Annotated in this window: 14 protein-coding genes; 7 read left to right on the plus strand and 7 right to left on the minus strand. The window is 64.5% G+C overall.

Going from position 1 to position 15,986, the window contains the following annotated elements:
* Positions 1 to 846: a DUF3710 domain-containing protein gene (locus RM2_RS04935; protein ID WP_072687706.1), complete on the plus strand. Its 846-nt coding sequence runs from the start codon at positions 1 to 3 to the stop codon at positions 844 to 846.
* A gap of 50 nt (positions 847 to 896) precedes the next feature.
* Here the strand turns inward: RM2_RS04935 and RM2_RS04940 are convergent, their stop codons facing one another.
* Complete coding sequence (locus RM2_RS04940; protein ID WP_072687707.1) at positions 897 to 1,601, minus strand: alpha/beta fold hydrolase; 705 nt, start codon at positions 1,599 to 1,601, stop codon at positions 897 to 899.
* Between the two features lie 135 nt (positions 1,602 to 1,736).
* Between RM2_RS04940 and RM2_RS04945 the strand changes: the two genes are divergently transcribed.
* The gene (locus RM2_RS04945; RefSeq protein WP_072687751.1) at positions 1,737 to 2,114 is read left to right on the plus strand and encodes an OB-fold nucleic acid binding domain-containing protein; all 378 of its coding nucleotides are present in this window, start codon (positions 1,737 to 1,739) and stop codon (positions 2,112 to 2,114) included.
* Between the two features lie 29 nt (positions 2,115 to 2,143).
* Positions 2,144 to 2,839 carry a DUF3159 domain-containing protein gene (locus RM2_RS04950; protein WP_072687708.1) on the plus strand — a complete coding sequence of 232 codons (696 nt, stop codon included), beginning with the start codon at positions 2,144 to 2,146 and terminating at the stop codon, positions 2,837 to 2,839.
* A gap of 85 nt (positions 2,840 to 2,924) precedes the next feature.
* On the opposite strand, the gene RM2_RS04955 is transcribed toward RM2_RS04950, so the two are convergent.
* Both RM2_RS04955 and RM2_RS04960 read right to left on the minus strand, forming a co-directional pair.
* Positions 2,925 to 3,599 (minus strand): potassium channel family protein, encoded by a 675-nt coding sequence (locus RM2_RS04955; protein ID WP_072687709.1) that lies wholly within the window; start codon positions 3,597 to 3,599, stop codon positions 2,925 to 2,927.
* Positions 3,600 to 3,647: 48 nt separating this feature from the next.
* A complete protein-coding gene (locus RM2_RS04960) occupies positions 3,648 to 4,313 on the minus strand; it encodes a potassium channel family protein (RefSeq protein ID WP_072687710.1) in 666 nt (221 codons plus the stop codon).
* Positions 4,314 to 4,488: 175 nt separating this feature from the next.
* Between RM2_RS04960 and RM2_RS04965 the strand changes: the two genes are divergently transcribed.
* Genes RM2_RS04965 through RM2_RS04975 form a run of 3 tightly spaced genes read left to right on the plus strand, consistent with a single transcriptional unit; the run spans position 4,489 to position 8,347 of the window.
* Positions 4,489 to 6,498: an APC family permease gene (locus RM2_RS04965; RefSeq protein ID WP_072687711.1), complete on the plus strand. Its 2,010-nt coding sequence runs from the start codon at positions 4,489 to 4,491 to the stop codon at positions 6,496 to 6,498.
* Positions 6,495 to 7,769: a class I SAM-dependent RNA methyltransferase gene (locus RM2_RS04970; RefSeq protein ID WP_072687712.1), complete on the plus strand. Its 1,275-nt coding sequence runs from the start codon at positions 6,495 to 6,497 to the stop codon at positions 7,767 to 7,769. The genes RM2_RS04965 and RM2_RS04970 overlap by 4 nt, the downstream gene beginning before the upstream one ends.
* A gap of 50 nt (positions 7,770 to 7,819) precedes the next feature.
* The gene (locus RM2_RS04975; protein ID WP_084721636.1) at positions 7,820 to 8,347 is read left to right on the plus strand and encodes a MarR family winged helix-turn-helix transcriptional regulator; all 528 of its coding nucleotides are present in this window, start codon (positions 7,820 to 7,822) and stop codon (positions 8,345 to 8,347) included.
* Between the two features lie 84 nt (positions 8,348 to 8,431).
* Here the strand turns inward: RM2_RS04975 and RM2_RS04980 are convergent, their stop codons facing one another.
* The 3 genes from RM2_RS04980 to glsA form a co-directional block, all read right to left on the minus strand.
* Positions 8,432 to 9,271, minus strand: coding sequence for an ABC transporter permease (locus RM2_RS04980; RefSeq protein WP_072687713.1), 840 nt, complete (start codon positions 9,269 to 9,271; stop codon positions 8,432 to 8,434).
* Positions 9,268 to 10,230: an ATP-binding cassette domain-containing protein gene (locus tag RM2_RS04985; protein WP_072687753.1), complete on the minus strand. Its 963-nt coding sequence runs from the start codon at positions 10,228 to 10,230 to the stop codon at positions 9,268 to 9,270. Before RM2_RS04985 ends, RM2_RS04980 begins: the two co-directional genes overlap by 4 nt.
* A 93-nt stretch (positions 10,231 to 10,323) precedes the next feature.
* Positions 10,324 to 12,144 (minus strand): glutaminase A, encoded by a 1,821-nt coding sequence (gene glsA, locus RM2_RS04990; protein ID WP_072687714.1) that lies wholly within the window; start codon positions 12,142 to 12,144, stop codon positions 10,324 to 10,326.
* Between the two features lie 249 nt (positions 12,145 to 12,393).
* Here glsA and dxs point away from each other — a divergent pair, with 249 nt between their 5' ends.
* Positions 12,394 to 14,346, plus strand: a complete 1,953-nt coding sequence (dxs, locus tag RM2_RS04995) for a 1-deoxy-D-xylulose-5-phosphate synthase (protein ID WP_072687754.1) — start codon at positions 12,394 to 12,396, stop codon at positions 14,344 to 14,346.
* 52 nt (positions 14,347 to 14,398) lie between these two features.
* On the opposite strand, the gene RM2_RS05000 is transcribed toward dxs, so the two are convergent.
* On the minus strand, positions 14,399 to 15,802 hold the full coding sequence (locus tag RM2_RS05000; RefSeq protein ID WP_072687715.1) for a sugar porter family MFS transporter: 1,404 nt from the start codon (positions 15,800 to 15,802) through the stop codon (positions 14,399 to 14,401).
* Between the last annotated feature and the right edge of the window lie 184 nt (positions 15,803 to 15,986).

Raw genomic sequence — 15,986 nt, forward strand, 5'->3', positions numbered from 1 at the left:
ATGATTGGACGTCGGAAGAAGAAACCCGAGGACGACTCCCGCGGATTCGCCGAGGACACCAAGGCGGCAGTCGCGGCCGGTGAGGCGGAACTCGAGGTGGAGTCCGGCGAAGACTACGACGAGGTCGGTGAGGTCGACGGAGGCCCCCACGACGTCGAGGACCTGGACCCGGACGACGATCTCACCGTCGGCGAGACGGGCACTCGCCTCGATCTGGGGTCGGTCCTCGTCCCGATGCCACCGGGCGCCCAGTTGCAGGTCGAGATGGCGCCGAACGGTTCTCCGCAGGCCGTTCACCTCGTCACCCAGCACGGGAGAATCACCGTCGCGGCGTACGCCGCTCCGAAATCTCCCGGCCAGTGGCGGGAAGTCGCGGGCGACCTCGCCGAGTCCCTGCGCAACGATAATGCCGGGGTGAGCATCGAGAACGGGCCCTGGGGACGTGAGGTCGTCGCCGTCACCCCCAACGCAGACCTTCGTTTCATCGGCGTCGACGGCTATCGATGGATGGTCCGTTGCGTGGTGGCGGGGCCGAGCGGCGGCAACACCGCCGGCTCGGAACTCGTCGTGACCGCGAGGGCGATTCTGCGTGACAGTGTCGTCAAGCGAGGAACCGAACCGAACCCGGTACGGACGCCGCTTCCGGTGGTGCTGCCCGAGGCCCTCGTCAAGCAACTGGCTGCGGCTCACCAGCAGCAGTTGGCGCAGCAAGAGGGTGCAGTTCCGCAGGAGCCTGCCGAGCAGCAGACTGCGGCGGGGGGCGCATTGGATGGGTCTTCCGCGCCTGCCGCGCCGCCGCAGCGCCGCGGCGAATCCGGTTCGGCGATGCAGCAACTGGGCCGCTGACTGCGGTAGCAGCAATTGGGTGCTGACTGCGGTGAGCGGGGTGCCGCGCTTCAGGGCAGTAGCGAGTTCAGCGCCCTGAAACTTTCGCGCCCCAGGATCGCGGGGTCCGCACCGATTTGTTCGAGCGATACCGTGGCCAGACCAGCGTGAGGTAGCCGGTCGGCCCAGATGCGCGCCACCTCGAGTGGGTGAACGGGGTCGTCGGTGGCGGCGACGATCCCGACCGGCACAGCGATACGTTCGAGTTCCTCCACTGCGGGCGCCCGGTACTCGGCAGCCTCGTCGAGCGCGGCGGGAAGGTGCGGCCACTGTGATTGCCAGGATTTGGCCAGTTCCCTGCCGAGCCAGGACGGGCTCGAGGCGATCATCTCAGCGGTTACCTTCTCGATTCCGTCTGCTCTCAGTCTGGCTGCGGTGAACCGGGCGCCGGCCGCGGCAGGAGCCTCCCCGGCGGTGCCCGTCCACGCCGGCAGTGCCGCGAGGACGCCCACGACACGGTCGGGGTTGGTACCAGCCCATTGCAGCGCCACTGCGGCCCCGATGGATACCCCGCCGATGATGATGCGTTCGTGCAGAGCAGCGCAGTCGAGGGCGTCGAAGTAGCCGGCGACGACGCGGCGGGGGTCGGGTTCGACGGCCACCGTGGCTATCCCGTGGCTCGTCAGGGGGTCGGTGAATGCGCGATTGACGAAGTCGGCGTCGGATCCCGTACCAGGGAGTATCAAGGCCACTGTGGGCCGGAAATCGAAGGGCATGTCTCGATTTTGCCTTCCACGTCACAGCGACCTCACATAGTGCAGTCGCGGGGAACTAATGGGTCTACAGTGGCGAGTACACAGCCCTACAAGTGGCGCGAAGACGTCGCGCCGCACATGCTCCAGGAGCGCGAAATGGCACCCGCCACGGCAGGATATTTTCGTCGGATGACTCGCAGGCTAACCGAGGACCTCGAGCAGCTGGACGCCGAGGAAATGGCTGAGACGTCACAGGCATCCGGTGCACAGCGTGCCTGCGATTGCAGTCGCGGTGAGGAAGTCACGATGCTGGGACGGCTCCGCAGCGTCGAGGTGTGTCCGAAGTCCGCGAACGCCAGCATTGAAGCCGAGTTCTTCGACGGCACCGAACAGGTCACATTGGTGTGGATCGGCAGGCGGAGGATCCCGGGTATCGAACCGGGAAAGACGCTGCTGGTGCGTGGCCGGGTCGGCGAACGCGACGGCCAGAAGGTGATCTTCAACCCGTACTACGAGTTGCGCAGCGAGTCGTAGGGGTCCGCCTCGTGTGGCACTCTCATTGAGTGATCGAAACGAAACAGCAGTCCATTATCGAACAACTCGGCGGGATCGGCGGGTTGGTCTATTCGACACTGCCCATTCTGGTCTTCGTTCCCGTCAATGCGGTGTGGGGCTTGGCCCCGGCGATCTGGGCAGCCCTGGGAGTCGCGATCGCCGTTCTCGTCCGGCGCCTGATCCAACGCAGCCCCATCCAGCCTGCAGTATCGGGGTTCTTCGGCGTCGGTATCTCTGCGTTCATTGCGTACCGTACAGGCGATGCCAAGGGCTACTTCCTGTTCGGGATCGTCACCAGCCTTGTCTACGGGGCGGTGTTTCTCGGCTCGATTCTGGTGCGCTGGCCAATCATTGGCATCATCTGGGGATTCCTCAACGGCCACGGCAACCTCTGGCGCCGTCATCGCGGTGCGGTGCGTGCCTACGACCTGGCCACGGCGGCATGGGCGCTCGTGTTCGGTGCGCGGTATCTCGTGCAGTCGCAACTCTACGATGCGGACCAGACCGGCTGGCTCGCCTTCGCCCGCATCGCGATGGGATGGCCGATGGCCGGATTGGCGCTGTTGGTGACGATCTGGGCTGTTCGCCGGGCAGACCGGATTGTTGAACCGGGACCGTCCGAAGACGTTGTCGCGGAAACGGACGACGCGGAGACGGACGACGCGGAGGCGGTCGATTCCCGGGACGAGCCAGGGCACGGTTAGCTCTGCAGCGGTAACAGGTTGCGCCGGAAGCAGAGTCGACGAGATCCAGTGATGTGGTGGTGCTCGACTGATCCTTCGGGTCGGATCAATTCCGCTGAGGTAAATGGAGGCCCACGGCAGCTCGCAGGTCATCTTCGACATCCACCGATGCGACGAACAGCAGTTCGTCTCCGCCCTCGAGGGGATCGTCCGGCTGCGGCACGATCACTCGTCCGCCGCGCAGGATGGTGACCAGTGCGGCGTCACGGGGCACTTGGAGCTTGCGGACGGGCTTCCCGGCGAGCGCCGTGTTGTCCGGGAGGGTGACCTCGACGAGGTTGGCCTGACCCTGACGCAGCGTCATGAGCCGCACGAGGTCGCCAACCGAGACGGCCTCCTCCACCAGTGATGCGAGCATCCGCGGTGTGGACACCGCGACGTCGACGCCCCAGGACTCGTCGAACAGCCATTCGTTGCGCGGGTCGTTGACGCGCGCGACCACGCGACTGACCCCGAATTCGGTTTTCGCGAGAAGGCTGAGAACCAGGTTGGCCTTATCGTCACCGGTGGCTGCGATCACGGTCTCGTAGGATTCGAGCGAGGCCGCTTCGAGGCTGCTCAGTTCGCACGCATCGGCGTGCACCCAGGTTGCCTCGGGCACGGAGCCGTGTTCGATGTGTTCGAGTTTGCGCTCGATCAGCATTACGTCATGCTGGCTGCGGACCAGTTCGCGTGCGATAGAGCGTCCGACTGCGCCGGCTCCTGCGATTGCGACTCTCATCGATTGTTTCCGTTCGGGTGGTCGATCGTGAATATTCTCACTGTCGTGTCAGTCGTCTGCGGGTGGGGGATTGCCTGCGAGCGCGACGGCCTCGGCCACCGTTCCCGACACGGCCGCGATGTACACCTGGTCGTCGGCCTGAAGGATGGTCTTGCGATCGGGCAGGATGCCGGTGCCGAAGCGGATGATGAACGCGACACGCGAATTCGTGGCCGCCTCGAGTTCGTCGATCGGCCTACCGATCCAGTCTTCGTGCAGCGACAACTCGGTGACGGCCACCGTTCCCGACGGATCGCGCCACCTGGCCGTCTGGCTGTCGCGGGTGAGGGTGTGGAGGAAGCGGTCCGTCGACCACGGCACGGTGGCGACGGTAGGGATTCCGAGCCGCTCGTACACGGCGGCGCGCTTTGCGTCGTAGATTCGGGCGACGACGCGTTCCACACCGAACGTCTCGCGGGCGACCCGCGCGGCGATAATGTTGGAATTGTCACCAGACGACACCGCAGCGAACGCCTCGGCGCGCTCGATACCGGCCTCGACCAGGACGTCACGGTCGAAACCCATTCCGACGACGGTATGCCCGGGAAAGTCGCGTTCGAGTCTCAGGAATGCGGCCGGGTCGCGATCGATGACCGCGACCTCATGTCCGATCCGAGTCAGCGAGCCGGCGAGTGACGAACCGACCCGGCCGCACCCCATGATGACCACATACACCTTTTACTCCGTTCAGGGGTTCTGGCGTCACGCCTCGAGTGCGTGCGTACCGAATCGAACCGTACAGTGCCCACACGGGAGGGCAAGCAAGACGGAGATCGCAAAATGGACACATTGGATGGACACATTGGTGGGTGCGGGTCCAGGTTCATCTAGGACGGCATAGGCTTTGCCAGTGTCAAAGCTCTCGACCGCCACCAAGCGGCTACTGCTCGGCAGACCTTTCCGGAGCGATAAGCTCGGGCACACGCTGCTACCCAAGAGGATCGCCTTGCCGGTCTTCGCCTCGGACGCGATGTCCTCGGTCGCCTATGCACCCGAGGAAGTCTTCCTCGTACTGTCGATAGCGGGGATCTCCGCGTACGCGTACGCGCCTTGGATCGGGCTCGCTGTCGCTGCGGTGATGGTGATCGTCGTGGCCAGCTATCGGCAGAACGTGCACGCCTACCCGTCGGGTGGTGGTGACTACGAGGTGGCGACGGTCAACCTCGGTCCGACGGCAGGCTTGACGGTCGGCAGTGCGCTGCTCGTCGACTACGTGCTGACGGTGGCCGTGTCGATTTCTGCGGCCGCGTCGAATATCGGTTCTGCCATCCCGTTCGTCGCCCAACACAAGGTGTTGTTTGCGGTTGCGGCCATCGTTTTGCTCACGGCCATCAACCTGCGCGGTGTGCGCGAGTCGGGTATCGCGTTCGCGATACCGACCTACGCGTTCATCGTCGGGATGGCACTGATGCTGACGTGGGGGTTCTTTCAGATTTTCGTCCTCGGCAGGGATCTGCGGGCAGCGTCGTCGGGATTCGAGCTCCAAGCCGAGGATTCCCACTTGTACGGAATCGCGTTCGCCTTCCTTGTCGCGCGTGCGTTCTCCTCCGGTTGTGCGGCGCTGACCGGTGTCGAGGCGATCAGCAACGGTGTTCCTGCGTTCCGGAAGCCGAAGTCGCGTAACGCGGCCACGACCCTGCTCTTACTCGGGTCGATCGCGATCGTCCTGCTCATGGGCATCATCATCCTGGCTCAGAAGATCGGGATCGTCTATGCGGACGATCCGCAGGATCAGTTGACGGGTGTGCCGGCTGGATACAACCAGAAGACACTGATCACGCAAATTGCCGAGACCGTGTTCGGCGGATTCCCGATCGGCTTCTATTTCATAGCCGTCGTCACCGCTCTGATCTTGGTGCTGGCCGCGAACACCGCGTTCAACGGATTTCCAGTTCTCGGATCGGTCCTGGCGCAGGATCGTTACCTGCCCCGTCAACTGCATACTCGCGGCGACCGTCTGGCGTTCAGCAACGGCATCATGTTCCTGTCCGGGGCTGCCATCGCCTTCGTCGTCCTGTTCGATGCCGAGGTCACCAAACTCATCCAGCTCTACATCGTGGGGGTGTTCGTCTCGTTCGTGCTGAGCCAGACTGGCATGATCCGGCACTGGACCCGGCACCTGAGGTCCGAGAGGGATCCCGCCCAGCGTCGCCGGATGTACCGGTCGCGGGTGATCAACTCGATAGGCCTCGGCATGACCGGCGCGGTGCTGATCATCGTGGTGATCACCAAGTTCGCGGCTGGCGCGTGGATCGCTATCGTCGCAATGTTCGCGATCTTCATCGTGATGAAACTGATCCGCAAGCACTACGACAGCGTGGCCGTGGAACTCGAGGAGCAGGAGTGGGATGGCGTTCTGCCCAGCCGGACCCACTCGATCGTTCTCGTCTCGAAGTTGCATATGCCGACGATGCGTGCGCTGGCCTACGCCCGCGCCACCCGCCCCGACACGCTCGAGGCGATCACCGTCAACGTCGACGAACCCGACACCCGCGCACTCGTGCGGCGGTGGGAGAAGAGCGACATCACGGTGCCGCTGAAGGTGATCGAGTCGCCCTACCGTGAGATCACGAAACCCGTACTCGACTACGTGCGCCGCGTCCGCAAGGACTCACCGCGCGACGTGGTCACCGTGTTCATACCCGAATACGTTGTCGGACACTGGTGGGAGCAAGTCTTGCACAACCAGAGCGCTCTGCGGCTCAAGAGTCGGCTGCTGTTCCAGCCCGGTGTGATGGTCACCAGTGTTCCGTGGCAGTTGAGTTCGTCCGAGAAGGCGAAACCGATGAACATCGAATACACTGCCGGGGCGGCACGTCGCGGCTACGAATCCGAGGGAAACGACGGTGAGAAGCGTTGAGTGAGAGCTGGTTGGGCCGTCGAGTCGAACTCCGGTTGGGAAACCCCGGGCACGGTGGATTCGTCGTCGCCCGGCACGAGGGCCGCGTGGTTTTCGTGCGGCACGGACTGCCGGGAGAGCGCGTGACGGCCGCCGTCACCGAGGATCGAGGCGGATCTTATTGCCGGGCCGACGCGATCGAAATCCTCGATGCGTCTCCCGAGCGGGTCATGCCCATGTGCCCGGTGTCGGGGCCGGGCGGTGCAGGATGCTGCGACTTCTCACACGCAAGTCTGCGAGTGCAGCGGGAGATGAAGTCCCAGGTGGTATCCGAGCAGTTGGTGCGGCTCGCACGAGTGCAGCGAAACGTCGACGTCGAGGAACTGCCTGGCACGGGCGATGGAACCGGCTGGCGCACTCGGGTCCGGCTCGCCGTCGACGCAGACGGTCGACCCGGCTACCACCGGCACCGGAGTTCCGGAATCGTGACGGATCTCGCCTGCCCGCAAATCGAGCAGGGTGCCTATGATGGTGTGGCCGAGCATGATTGGAAACCTGGCAGCGAGGTGCAAATCGTCCTCGACGGGGCGGACGAGCGGCATGTCATCGAGATCGCCCCGCCAAAGGTGTCGAGGACGGGCCGTACCAGTTCTGGTCGGCGGGGCGCCATGGCGCGCAGGGCTGCCGGTGGTGCACCCCGGGCCGAGCGGGTGGTCCTCGGATCGGGGCGTCCGGTGGAACACGTGGGCGACCGTGAATGGCCGCTGGCCGGCACCGGGTTCTGGCAGGCGCATCGTGGCGCCGCCGAAACCTATTCGGAGGTGGTTGCCGAGTGGGCCGAGATGTCCGAGGGTGACGCGGCGTGGGACCTCTACAGCGGAGTCGGGGTTTTCGCTGCCGCCCTGGCCGGCACCGGCGGGCCATCCGTCCACGTGGATTCCGTCGAGTCCTCGCGGCAGGCAGTCTCCGACGGCAGGGCCGCACTCGCCGATCTGCCGCAGGTGTATTTCCATGCCGACCGCGTGGAACGAGCGATCTCTGCGCTGCCCACCCCACCGCGGGTCGTGGTGCTCGATCCACCCCGATCCGGAGCGGGTCGGGACGTGATAGAGGCGGTGACCGCTGCCGGCGCTGAACGCATCGTGCACGTCGGTTGCGACCCGGCGTCTTTCGCCCGCGACATCGGTCTCTACCTCGCGCAGGATTACCGGGTGCACGAAATCCGCGCATTTGACGCGTTTCCCCTCACACATCACGTGGAGTGCCTCGCGTTGCTTGTACGTGGCCACTAGGGTGGCATCGTTGTTTACCGAACGCAACGAAATGTATAGTCGATCCTGCAATGAGTGAGTGGTCGGAGGGCAACGCGATGTCGGTACGGGCAGATTCGGTACAGGCAGATACTGCGCAAGCGCTTGTCGACGGAGTGTTCGCGCTGGGGCGGTCGCTGCGGTCCGTCGTGTCCGCGAGCGGCGAGACCCAGATCGCTCCCGCGCTGACGAGCGTGCTCTTCGCGCTTGCCGCGCGAGGGGAGTGCCGCCAGAACCAGTTGGCCGCCGATCTGTGCGTGAGCCAGTCTTCGTTGAGCCGGCAAATCTCCGAACTTGTCGCCGGGGGATACGTCTCACGCGCCACCGACCCCCACGACAAACGCGCGTCGCGCATTCGGGTGTCGCCGAACGGAATCGAGATCCTACGAGAGACGACCGAACGGCGCGCCGAACGATTGCGCAGCATGCTCGAAAGCTGGTCGCAGGAACAAGCATTGGCGGCGGTGGCGTCGCTGACCCAGCTCAACGATACGTTCGGTGCCTCCGCTCAACGCCGGAATCCGCGCCCCGCGCCGTGCCCACCGCAGACTGGGAATTGACCGGTAGACGGGCAACATCGTTCCTGGGCTGGCCCGGTCCGACGACGGATTCACCGACTGCGGGACGTGTCGGGGATGCCAAGATCACGACTTGCGGTTGTACAGGCGCATCGTCAGGGGCCCGAAGATCACGACGAACCCGGCGCACCAACCGAAGACGACGGTGAGTTCCGCCACCTCCACGGACCCTGCCATGAGCCCGCGAAGTGCCGTCACCAACTTGCTGATGGGGTTGACTCCGACGAACGACTGGAGCCAGCCCGGCATGGTGGCGGGGTCCACGAAGATATTGCTGGCAAACGTCAGTGGGAACAGGATGAACATCGACACACCCAGGACCGCCTGCTCCGTGCGCATGAGCATGGCGAACATCGTCCAGATCCAGGACAGGCTGAACGAGAACAGCAACAGCAGTCCGATCGACGCCACGACCCCGACGAGACCTCCGTCCGGACGGAAGCCCAGGACCAGCCCGAGGATCAGGACGATGATCGAGGCGATTGTGTAACGGACGACGTCGCCGAGCAGCGCTCCGACGAGGGGTGAGGGGCGCCAGATCGGGAGCGAGCGGAACCGGTCGAAGACACCCTTCTCGATGTCCTTGTTGAGAGTCAGTCCCGTGTACATCGTGATCATGACGACCGTCTGTACGAGAATCCCCGGCAGAAGGAACTGGACGTAGGCGCTGGTCGATCCGGCTAGCGCGCCGCCGAACAGGTATGTGAACATCAGCGTAAACATGATCGGGAACATGGTCACGTCGAAGAGTTGTTCGGGGACGTGCTTGATCTTGAGTAGGGCCCGCCAGCCAAAAGACAACGAAGTGGACCACGCCGTCGGTCTCGGCGGCCTGGGCCCCGGCACCTTCAGGATGTCGGCGACGGCTGTGGCAGTGACGGCGGTCCGGTCGGTTGTGGATGTCATGACGCATGCTCCTCGGTGGGTCGACCGGTCAGGGAGAGGAAGACTTCGTCGAGGCTTGGTTGCCCCAATGCGAATGTGCTGACTGCGATTCCGGCGTCGTTGAGCGCGGGCAGTGCCCGCGAGACGCGGGTCGGGTCGTCGATGCGAGCGCTGAGGGCTGCCGGATCGGGCTCTTCGGTGATCGGTACCTCGAGCACCTCCCGCAGCAGCACTGCCGCAGCCGAACGGGTATCTATGTCGGCGACACGGACGTGCAGGGCACCCGATCCGACCGAGGACTTGAGTTCTCCGGTGGTGCCCTCCGCGATCACCTTGCCGTGATCGATGACGGCCACCCGGTCGGCGAGCTGATCGGCCTCGTCGAGATATTGCGTCGTCAGCAGCACCGTCGTCCCGCCGGCCACCAGGGCGCGGACGATCTCCCACACCTGATTGCGGCTGCGCGGGTCCAGTCCGGTGGTGGGTTCGTCGAGGAAGATCATCTCCGGTGTGACGATGATGCTCGCCGCGATATCGAGCCGTCGGCGCATGCCGCCGGAGTAGTTCTTCACCTGCCGCTTTCCGACTTCCTCGAGCCCGAACGCGGAGAGTAGTTGTTCGGATCGGGAGCGGGCGGCCGCACGGGAATACCCGAACAGGCGCCCGAGCAGCAGCAGGTTCTCGGTGCCCGTCAAGTCCTCGTCGAGCGAGGCGAACTGGCCCGTGAGCGAAACCTTGCTGCGCACCGCATCCGCTTCGGTCGCTACGTCGTGCCCCAGTACGGTGGCCGATCCGCCGTCGAGGGGAAGGAGTGTGGCCAACATGCGAATCGCAGTGGTCTTGCCCGCGCCGTTGGGTCCGAGTACGCCGTAGACACCCCCGAGCGGCACGGCGAGGTCGAGGCCGTCGACCGCACGAGTGGATCCGAACACCTTGACGAGCCCCGTCGTCTCGATGGCCAGCTTGGTCTCCATGAGTATTTGCACCTTGCTTTCGATTCGAACGCGGCCGATCCCGGGCACACACAGTGTCCGATACTTCCGGTTTCTGCAACAGGTTTTCGGGTGAACCGCTCAGCGGCTGCCGCCCTGCCCCAGTACGGACCGCAACATGACGTCGAGTTGTTCGTAGGCGCCGACTGCGAGTCTCTCGAGCAGTGCCAGCTTGAGTTCCGGTTCTGCTGCGGTCATTTCGGCGTATCGATCGGCGGTGAGCACCGCGACCGTCACCGGCGTGTCGGTTCGGACGTCGTTGAGGAAGCGGGAGTCGAGGATCACCGTCATCTCCCCGAAGCTCATTCCGGCAGAAAGCGTCACGATCCGGTGCACCGCCCCCGACTGGTCTGTGACTGTCGTGCTTACCTGACCGGACAGCAGCAGGAACAACCCGCATGCGCCGTCGCCGCGTCGGACGATGTATTCACCGCGAGCGTACGTTCGGGTCTCGAGATCGTCGGTGAACCACTCCAGTTGCCCGGGACTCAGCGAGGACAGCACCGGATGCTCGGAGACCGCAACCGAGCGGGACTGGCGGGCAGTGCTGCAGTACCGATCCAGCAGGATGTCCTCGCACCACTGCACTGCGGCGTCGAGATCGGCGTACACCCTGCCGGTGCTCCCCGACAGGTTGGAGTGGGTGTTGCCGAGCAGGCCGACTGGGTCGACGAAGGTGATCGCACACCCCCGTTCTGTCAGGTCGGCGCGCAGGGTCTCGATCATGCGGCGCGCGATCCCGCCGACCTCGTCGACGCGGCGGACGTCGACGACCACCACTTCGAGGCCCTCCTCGGAACCGCCGATCTCCCGGACCGCTGTCTCCGCACCCGCGAACAGCAGATCTCCATGGAGTTCGTAGATTCGGCCTCGGTTGCCGACGTCGTCGAGCGTGGCTCGTTCGGCGAGTGTCCGCCGCATCCGGGAGGGTGCGTCGGAGACGGAGTAGCGAGCGCGGATCGCCGACCGGGCTGCGCGGGTGACGTGGAGGAAGTGAAGTTCCAGTTCGGACGACAGGGCTCGGCACGCCTCCACGCCGCGCACGCTGTTGCCGTGGGAATCGAGTCGCGGCGAGTAAATCGCGATGCCGATCTGGCCCGGAAGCACAGCAATGACCCCGCCGCCGACGCCACTCTTGGCCGGCAACCCCACCTCGTACAACCACTTCCCCGCGCCGTCGTACATCCCGCACGTCGACATCACGCTCAGCACCCGCTCGACGAGAGCCGGATCCAGGACCGTGTCTTGGGTGAGGGGGTTGACTCCGTTGTTCGCCATCGTCGCGGCCATCAAGCTCAGATCTCGGCAGGTCACGTCGATCGAGCACTGGCGAAAGTACAGGTCGACCGCCTCGTCGGGGTTGCCGGCGATGATGCCGAACGAGCGCAGCATGTGCCCGATGGCGCGATTGCGGTGTCCGGTCCGAGACTCGGAGGCGTACACGGAGTCGTTGAACGTCAGTGCCCGGCCTGCGTACCGCGAATACGCCCTCCGGATCCGCTCGAACCTCGAGTCCACATCCGGTCCGGCAACCAGCGCCGCCGCAGTGATGGCGCCCGCGTTGATCATGGGATTGCGCGGCCGCTCGGTGTGCGGATCGAGGCTGATCTCGTTGAACGCTTCCCCGGACGGTTCGACATCGATCTTGGTGGCGATAGCGTCGGCCCCGCAGTCGGCGAGCGCGAGAGCGTAGGTGAAGGGTTTCGAGATGGACTGGATCGTGAAGGGCAGCCGGGTGTCGCCGACCTCGTACACATGGCCGTCGACCGTCGCAACGCAGATGCCGAACGAGTCGGGCGCTACAGCCGCGAGTTCGGGAATGTAGTCGGCAAGTGTGCCGTCACGGTTCTCCGCGGTTCGGTCGAAGATATTTGCGATCAGCGCGTCCACGACAGTGCTCATGAGACGACCCTAGGAGTCTGATCACCACGATGTCGGGGTTCGGATGAGCGGGACCGCGCGGCAATCGTGTGAAGCCAGTCACGGCAGCGGCGACGATACCCAAGGAGAATTGTCGGTATAGGGGACCTACCTGCCCTGCCGTGTTTCCGGCACGTCCTCGGCTCCGTACACTGGTTTCACTGTGACGTGACACGAAGCCACGTGGCATTGGCACGTAAGGCAGCGTGCATCACGGAGGGAGCGATCTCGTTGGGTGTTCTTGCCCGTATCCAGACGCCTGACGATCTTCGTCAGCTGAATCCGGCGGAGATGAGGCAGCTCGCCGGGGAGATCCGGCAGTTCCTTGTGCAGAAAGTCGCGGCGACCGGCGGGCATCTGGGTCCGAACCTCGGCGTCGTCGAGTTGACGCTCGCGGTACACCGCGTCTTCGAGTCACCGTCCGACCCGATCATCTTCGACACCGGTCACCAGGCGTATGTCCACAAGATCCTCACAGGCCGCAAGGACGACTTCGATTCGCTCCGAAAGCAGGGCGGGCTCTCCGGCTATCCGTGCCGGGCCGAGAGCGATCACGACTGGGTCGAGTCTTCGCACGCCTCGGCGTCACTGTCCTATGCGGACGGTCTCGCGAAGGCATTCGAGATCACCGGCCAGGCGCGCCATGTGGTCGCCGTCGTGGGCGACGGAGCCCTGACCGGCGGCATGTGCTGGGAGGCCCTGAACAACATCGCGTCAGGCAAGGACCGTTCGGTGGTGATCGTCGTCAACGACAACGGCCGCTCGTACGCTCCGACGATCGGTGGTCTCGCGGACCACCTCGCCACGCTGCGCCTCCAACCCTCCTACGAGCGGATCCTCGACAACGGTCGCAGGATCCTCAAGCAGATCCCGTGGGTCGGGCCGACCGCCTACTCGGTGCTGCACGGGATGAAGGCCGGCATCAAGGACGCCGTCGCTCCGCAGGTGATGTTTACCGATCTCGGCATCAAGTATCTCGGACCGGTCGATGGACACGACGAGGTGGCGCTCGAATCCGCGCTGCGGCGTGCGAAGGCTTTCGGCGGACCTGTCATCGTTCACGCCGTCACCCGCAAGGGTATGGGCTACGCGCCCGCCGAGAACCACGTGGCCGATCAGATGCACTCGACCGGCGTGATCGATCCGCTGACAGGGAAGTCGGCTGGGACTGCATCGGCCGACTGGACGTCGGTGTTCTCGGCCGAGTTGATCGAGCAGGCCGGTCTGCGGCAGGACATCGTGGCCATCACCGCTGCGATGGCGGGTCCCACCGGACTCGCCGCCTTCGGTGAAAGATTCCCCGACCGGATGTTCGACGTCGGGATCGCCGAGCAGCATGCCGTCACCTCCGCGGCGGGCCTTGCCCTCGGCGGACTGCATCCGGTGGTCGCGATCTACTCGACCTTCCTCAACCGCGCGTTCGACCAGTTGCTGATGGACGTGGCGTTGCTGAAGTTGCCCGTGACCTTCGTTCTCGATCGCGCAGGTATCACCGGCAGCGACGGCGCCAGCCACAACGGCATGTGGGACATGTCGCTGCTGGGCATCGTTCCCGGTATGCAGGTTGCGGCTCCACGTGACAGCGACACTCTCCGCGAGGAGTTGATTGAGGCCCTGGGTGTCAAAGGCCCTACCGCACTGCGCTTCCCGAAGGGTGCGGTATGCGACGTCGTGCCCGCGGTGAGCCGACTGGACGGCGTCGTCGACATCCTTCGCGCCCCATCCGGACCGAAACATGTCCTGATCGTGTCGGTCGGCGCGTTCGCCGGTCTCGCACTCACCTCCGCCGACCGGCTGGAGCAGCAGGGCATCTGCGCGACCGTTGTCGATCCGCGCTGGGTCCTCCCGGTCCCGGAGTCACTGGTGAAACTCGCCTCGGACTACAGCTTGGTGGTCACCGTCGAAGACAGCGGACTGCATGGTGGCATCGGTTCTACCGTCTCCTCGGCGCTGCGGTCGGCCGGCGTGGATGTGCCCTGCCGTGATCTCGGTGTTCCACAACAGTTCCTCGATCATGGGTCCCGCGCACAGATCCACGCCGAACTGGGCCTCACCGCGCAGGACGTCGCCCAGCAGATCACGGGATGGGTTGCCGGCCTGGGGAACCTGAACCCCACCGGGCGGGACGATATCGACGCGTATGAGCGCGCACAGCGCGTCGAGAGGAACGGCTGTCAAGGCTGACCTCTCGCCGACGGGATCCGGCCGAATCACAGGGTGATCCGGCCGGATCGGATCAGGCGCGCATTTCCTCGAGTTCCTTGCCCGTCGTCTCCGGGATGTTAGACCGAACGAAGAAGAACGAGAGCAGGGCGAAGAACGCGAACGTCCCATAAAGGAACCACAGGCCAACCGACTGGGTCAGTGGCGGGAAGGCCAGGGACACTGCGAAGTTGGCGAGCCAGTTGGCCGCCGTACTGATACCGAGGGCGACGGTGCGCATGTCGTTGGGGAACATTTCACCCAACAGCACCCACATGACCGGCCCCCACGTGGAGGCGAAGAAGACGACGAAGAGGTTGGCGCCGACGAGGGCGACCGGACCCCACGGGCCGGGAAGGTCGACGTTGTCGCCGCTTCCCGTCGCCTGTGAGAAGGCGATTGCGGCCATCAGCAGGCTCACGAACATGCCGATCGAGCCGATCATCAGTAGGATTCGACGGCCGACCCGGTCGACGAACAGGATCGCGACGAATGTCATGCCGACGTTGATGATCGAGGTGATCACCGACGTCGTGAAGGACTGGCTCTCGGTGAACCCCACAGACCTCCACAGCGTGGTGGAGTAGTAGAAGATCGCGTTGATACCGACGAACTGCTGCAAGATGGCCATTGTGATGCCGACCCAGACGATGGGCTGCAGCCCGAACTTCGGTCCGCGAATATCTGCGAACGAGGTGGCCGATTCGTGGTGCAGGCTTTGCCGGATCTCCCGGACTTTTCGCTGCGGGTCGTGTTCGCCGGTGATGGACTTGAGAATTCTGGCGGCCTCCTCGTCGAGGTGCCTTTCCACCAGATAGCGGGGAGACTCGGGAATGAGTAGGGCCAGAACGCTGTAGGCGATCGCGGGAATCACGCCGATGAGGAACATCCACCGCCAGGCCTCGAGGCCCAGCCACAGTTCGTTCGCCGCACCGTCCGCGGCGTTCGCCATCACCGCATTCGACAGCAGCGCGGCGAAGATGCCGATCGTGATGGCCAGTTGTTGGAGCGAGGCCAGTGCACCGCGGTGGCGGGCGGGCGCGATCTCCGCGATGTACGTCGGTGCGATGACGGATGCGATACCGATACCGACTCCACCGACCACGCGCCACAACAGCAGGTCGGGCACGCTGAACGCGAACCCGGACCCGATCGAGTTGATGATGAAGAGTGCCGAACCGAGCAGCATCACTTTCTTGCGGCCCCAGCGGTCTGCGAGGCGGCCCGCGAACCACGCGCCGACAGCACATCCGAGCAGGGCGATCGCCACCGAGAAGCCTAGGAGGACTGGTCCGAGCTGGAAGTGGCCCTCAAGGGCGTCGACCGCACCATTTATGACCGAGCTATCGAATCCGAAGAGAAACCCACCCACGGCGGCGGCGATGGTGACTCCGACAACCCTGACGGTATGTGAATCTGATGTCTGTGCTTCTATCATTGAAAACCTGATTTCGGCGAGCGTTCCTACTTAGGGACGCGAGCGATGTGATCCGCGATCACCTTACGCCCGAGTTGCCGATCCGCCGATAGCTAAATACCATCCATTATTCAAACTTTCCCATTTTCCCATTTTTCCTATTTCGCGGCCTCGCTAGAGAGTGGTGGATGGCGGAAAGGTCTTA

This window comes from Rhodococcus marinonascens NBRC 14363, assembly GCF_001894885.1.
In the GTDB taxonomy this organism is placed as follows: Bacteria; Actinomycetota; Actinomycetes; order Mycobacteriales; family Mycobacteriaceae; genus Rhodococcus_F; species Rhodococcus_F marinonascens.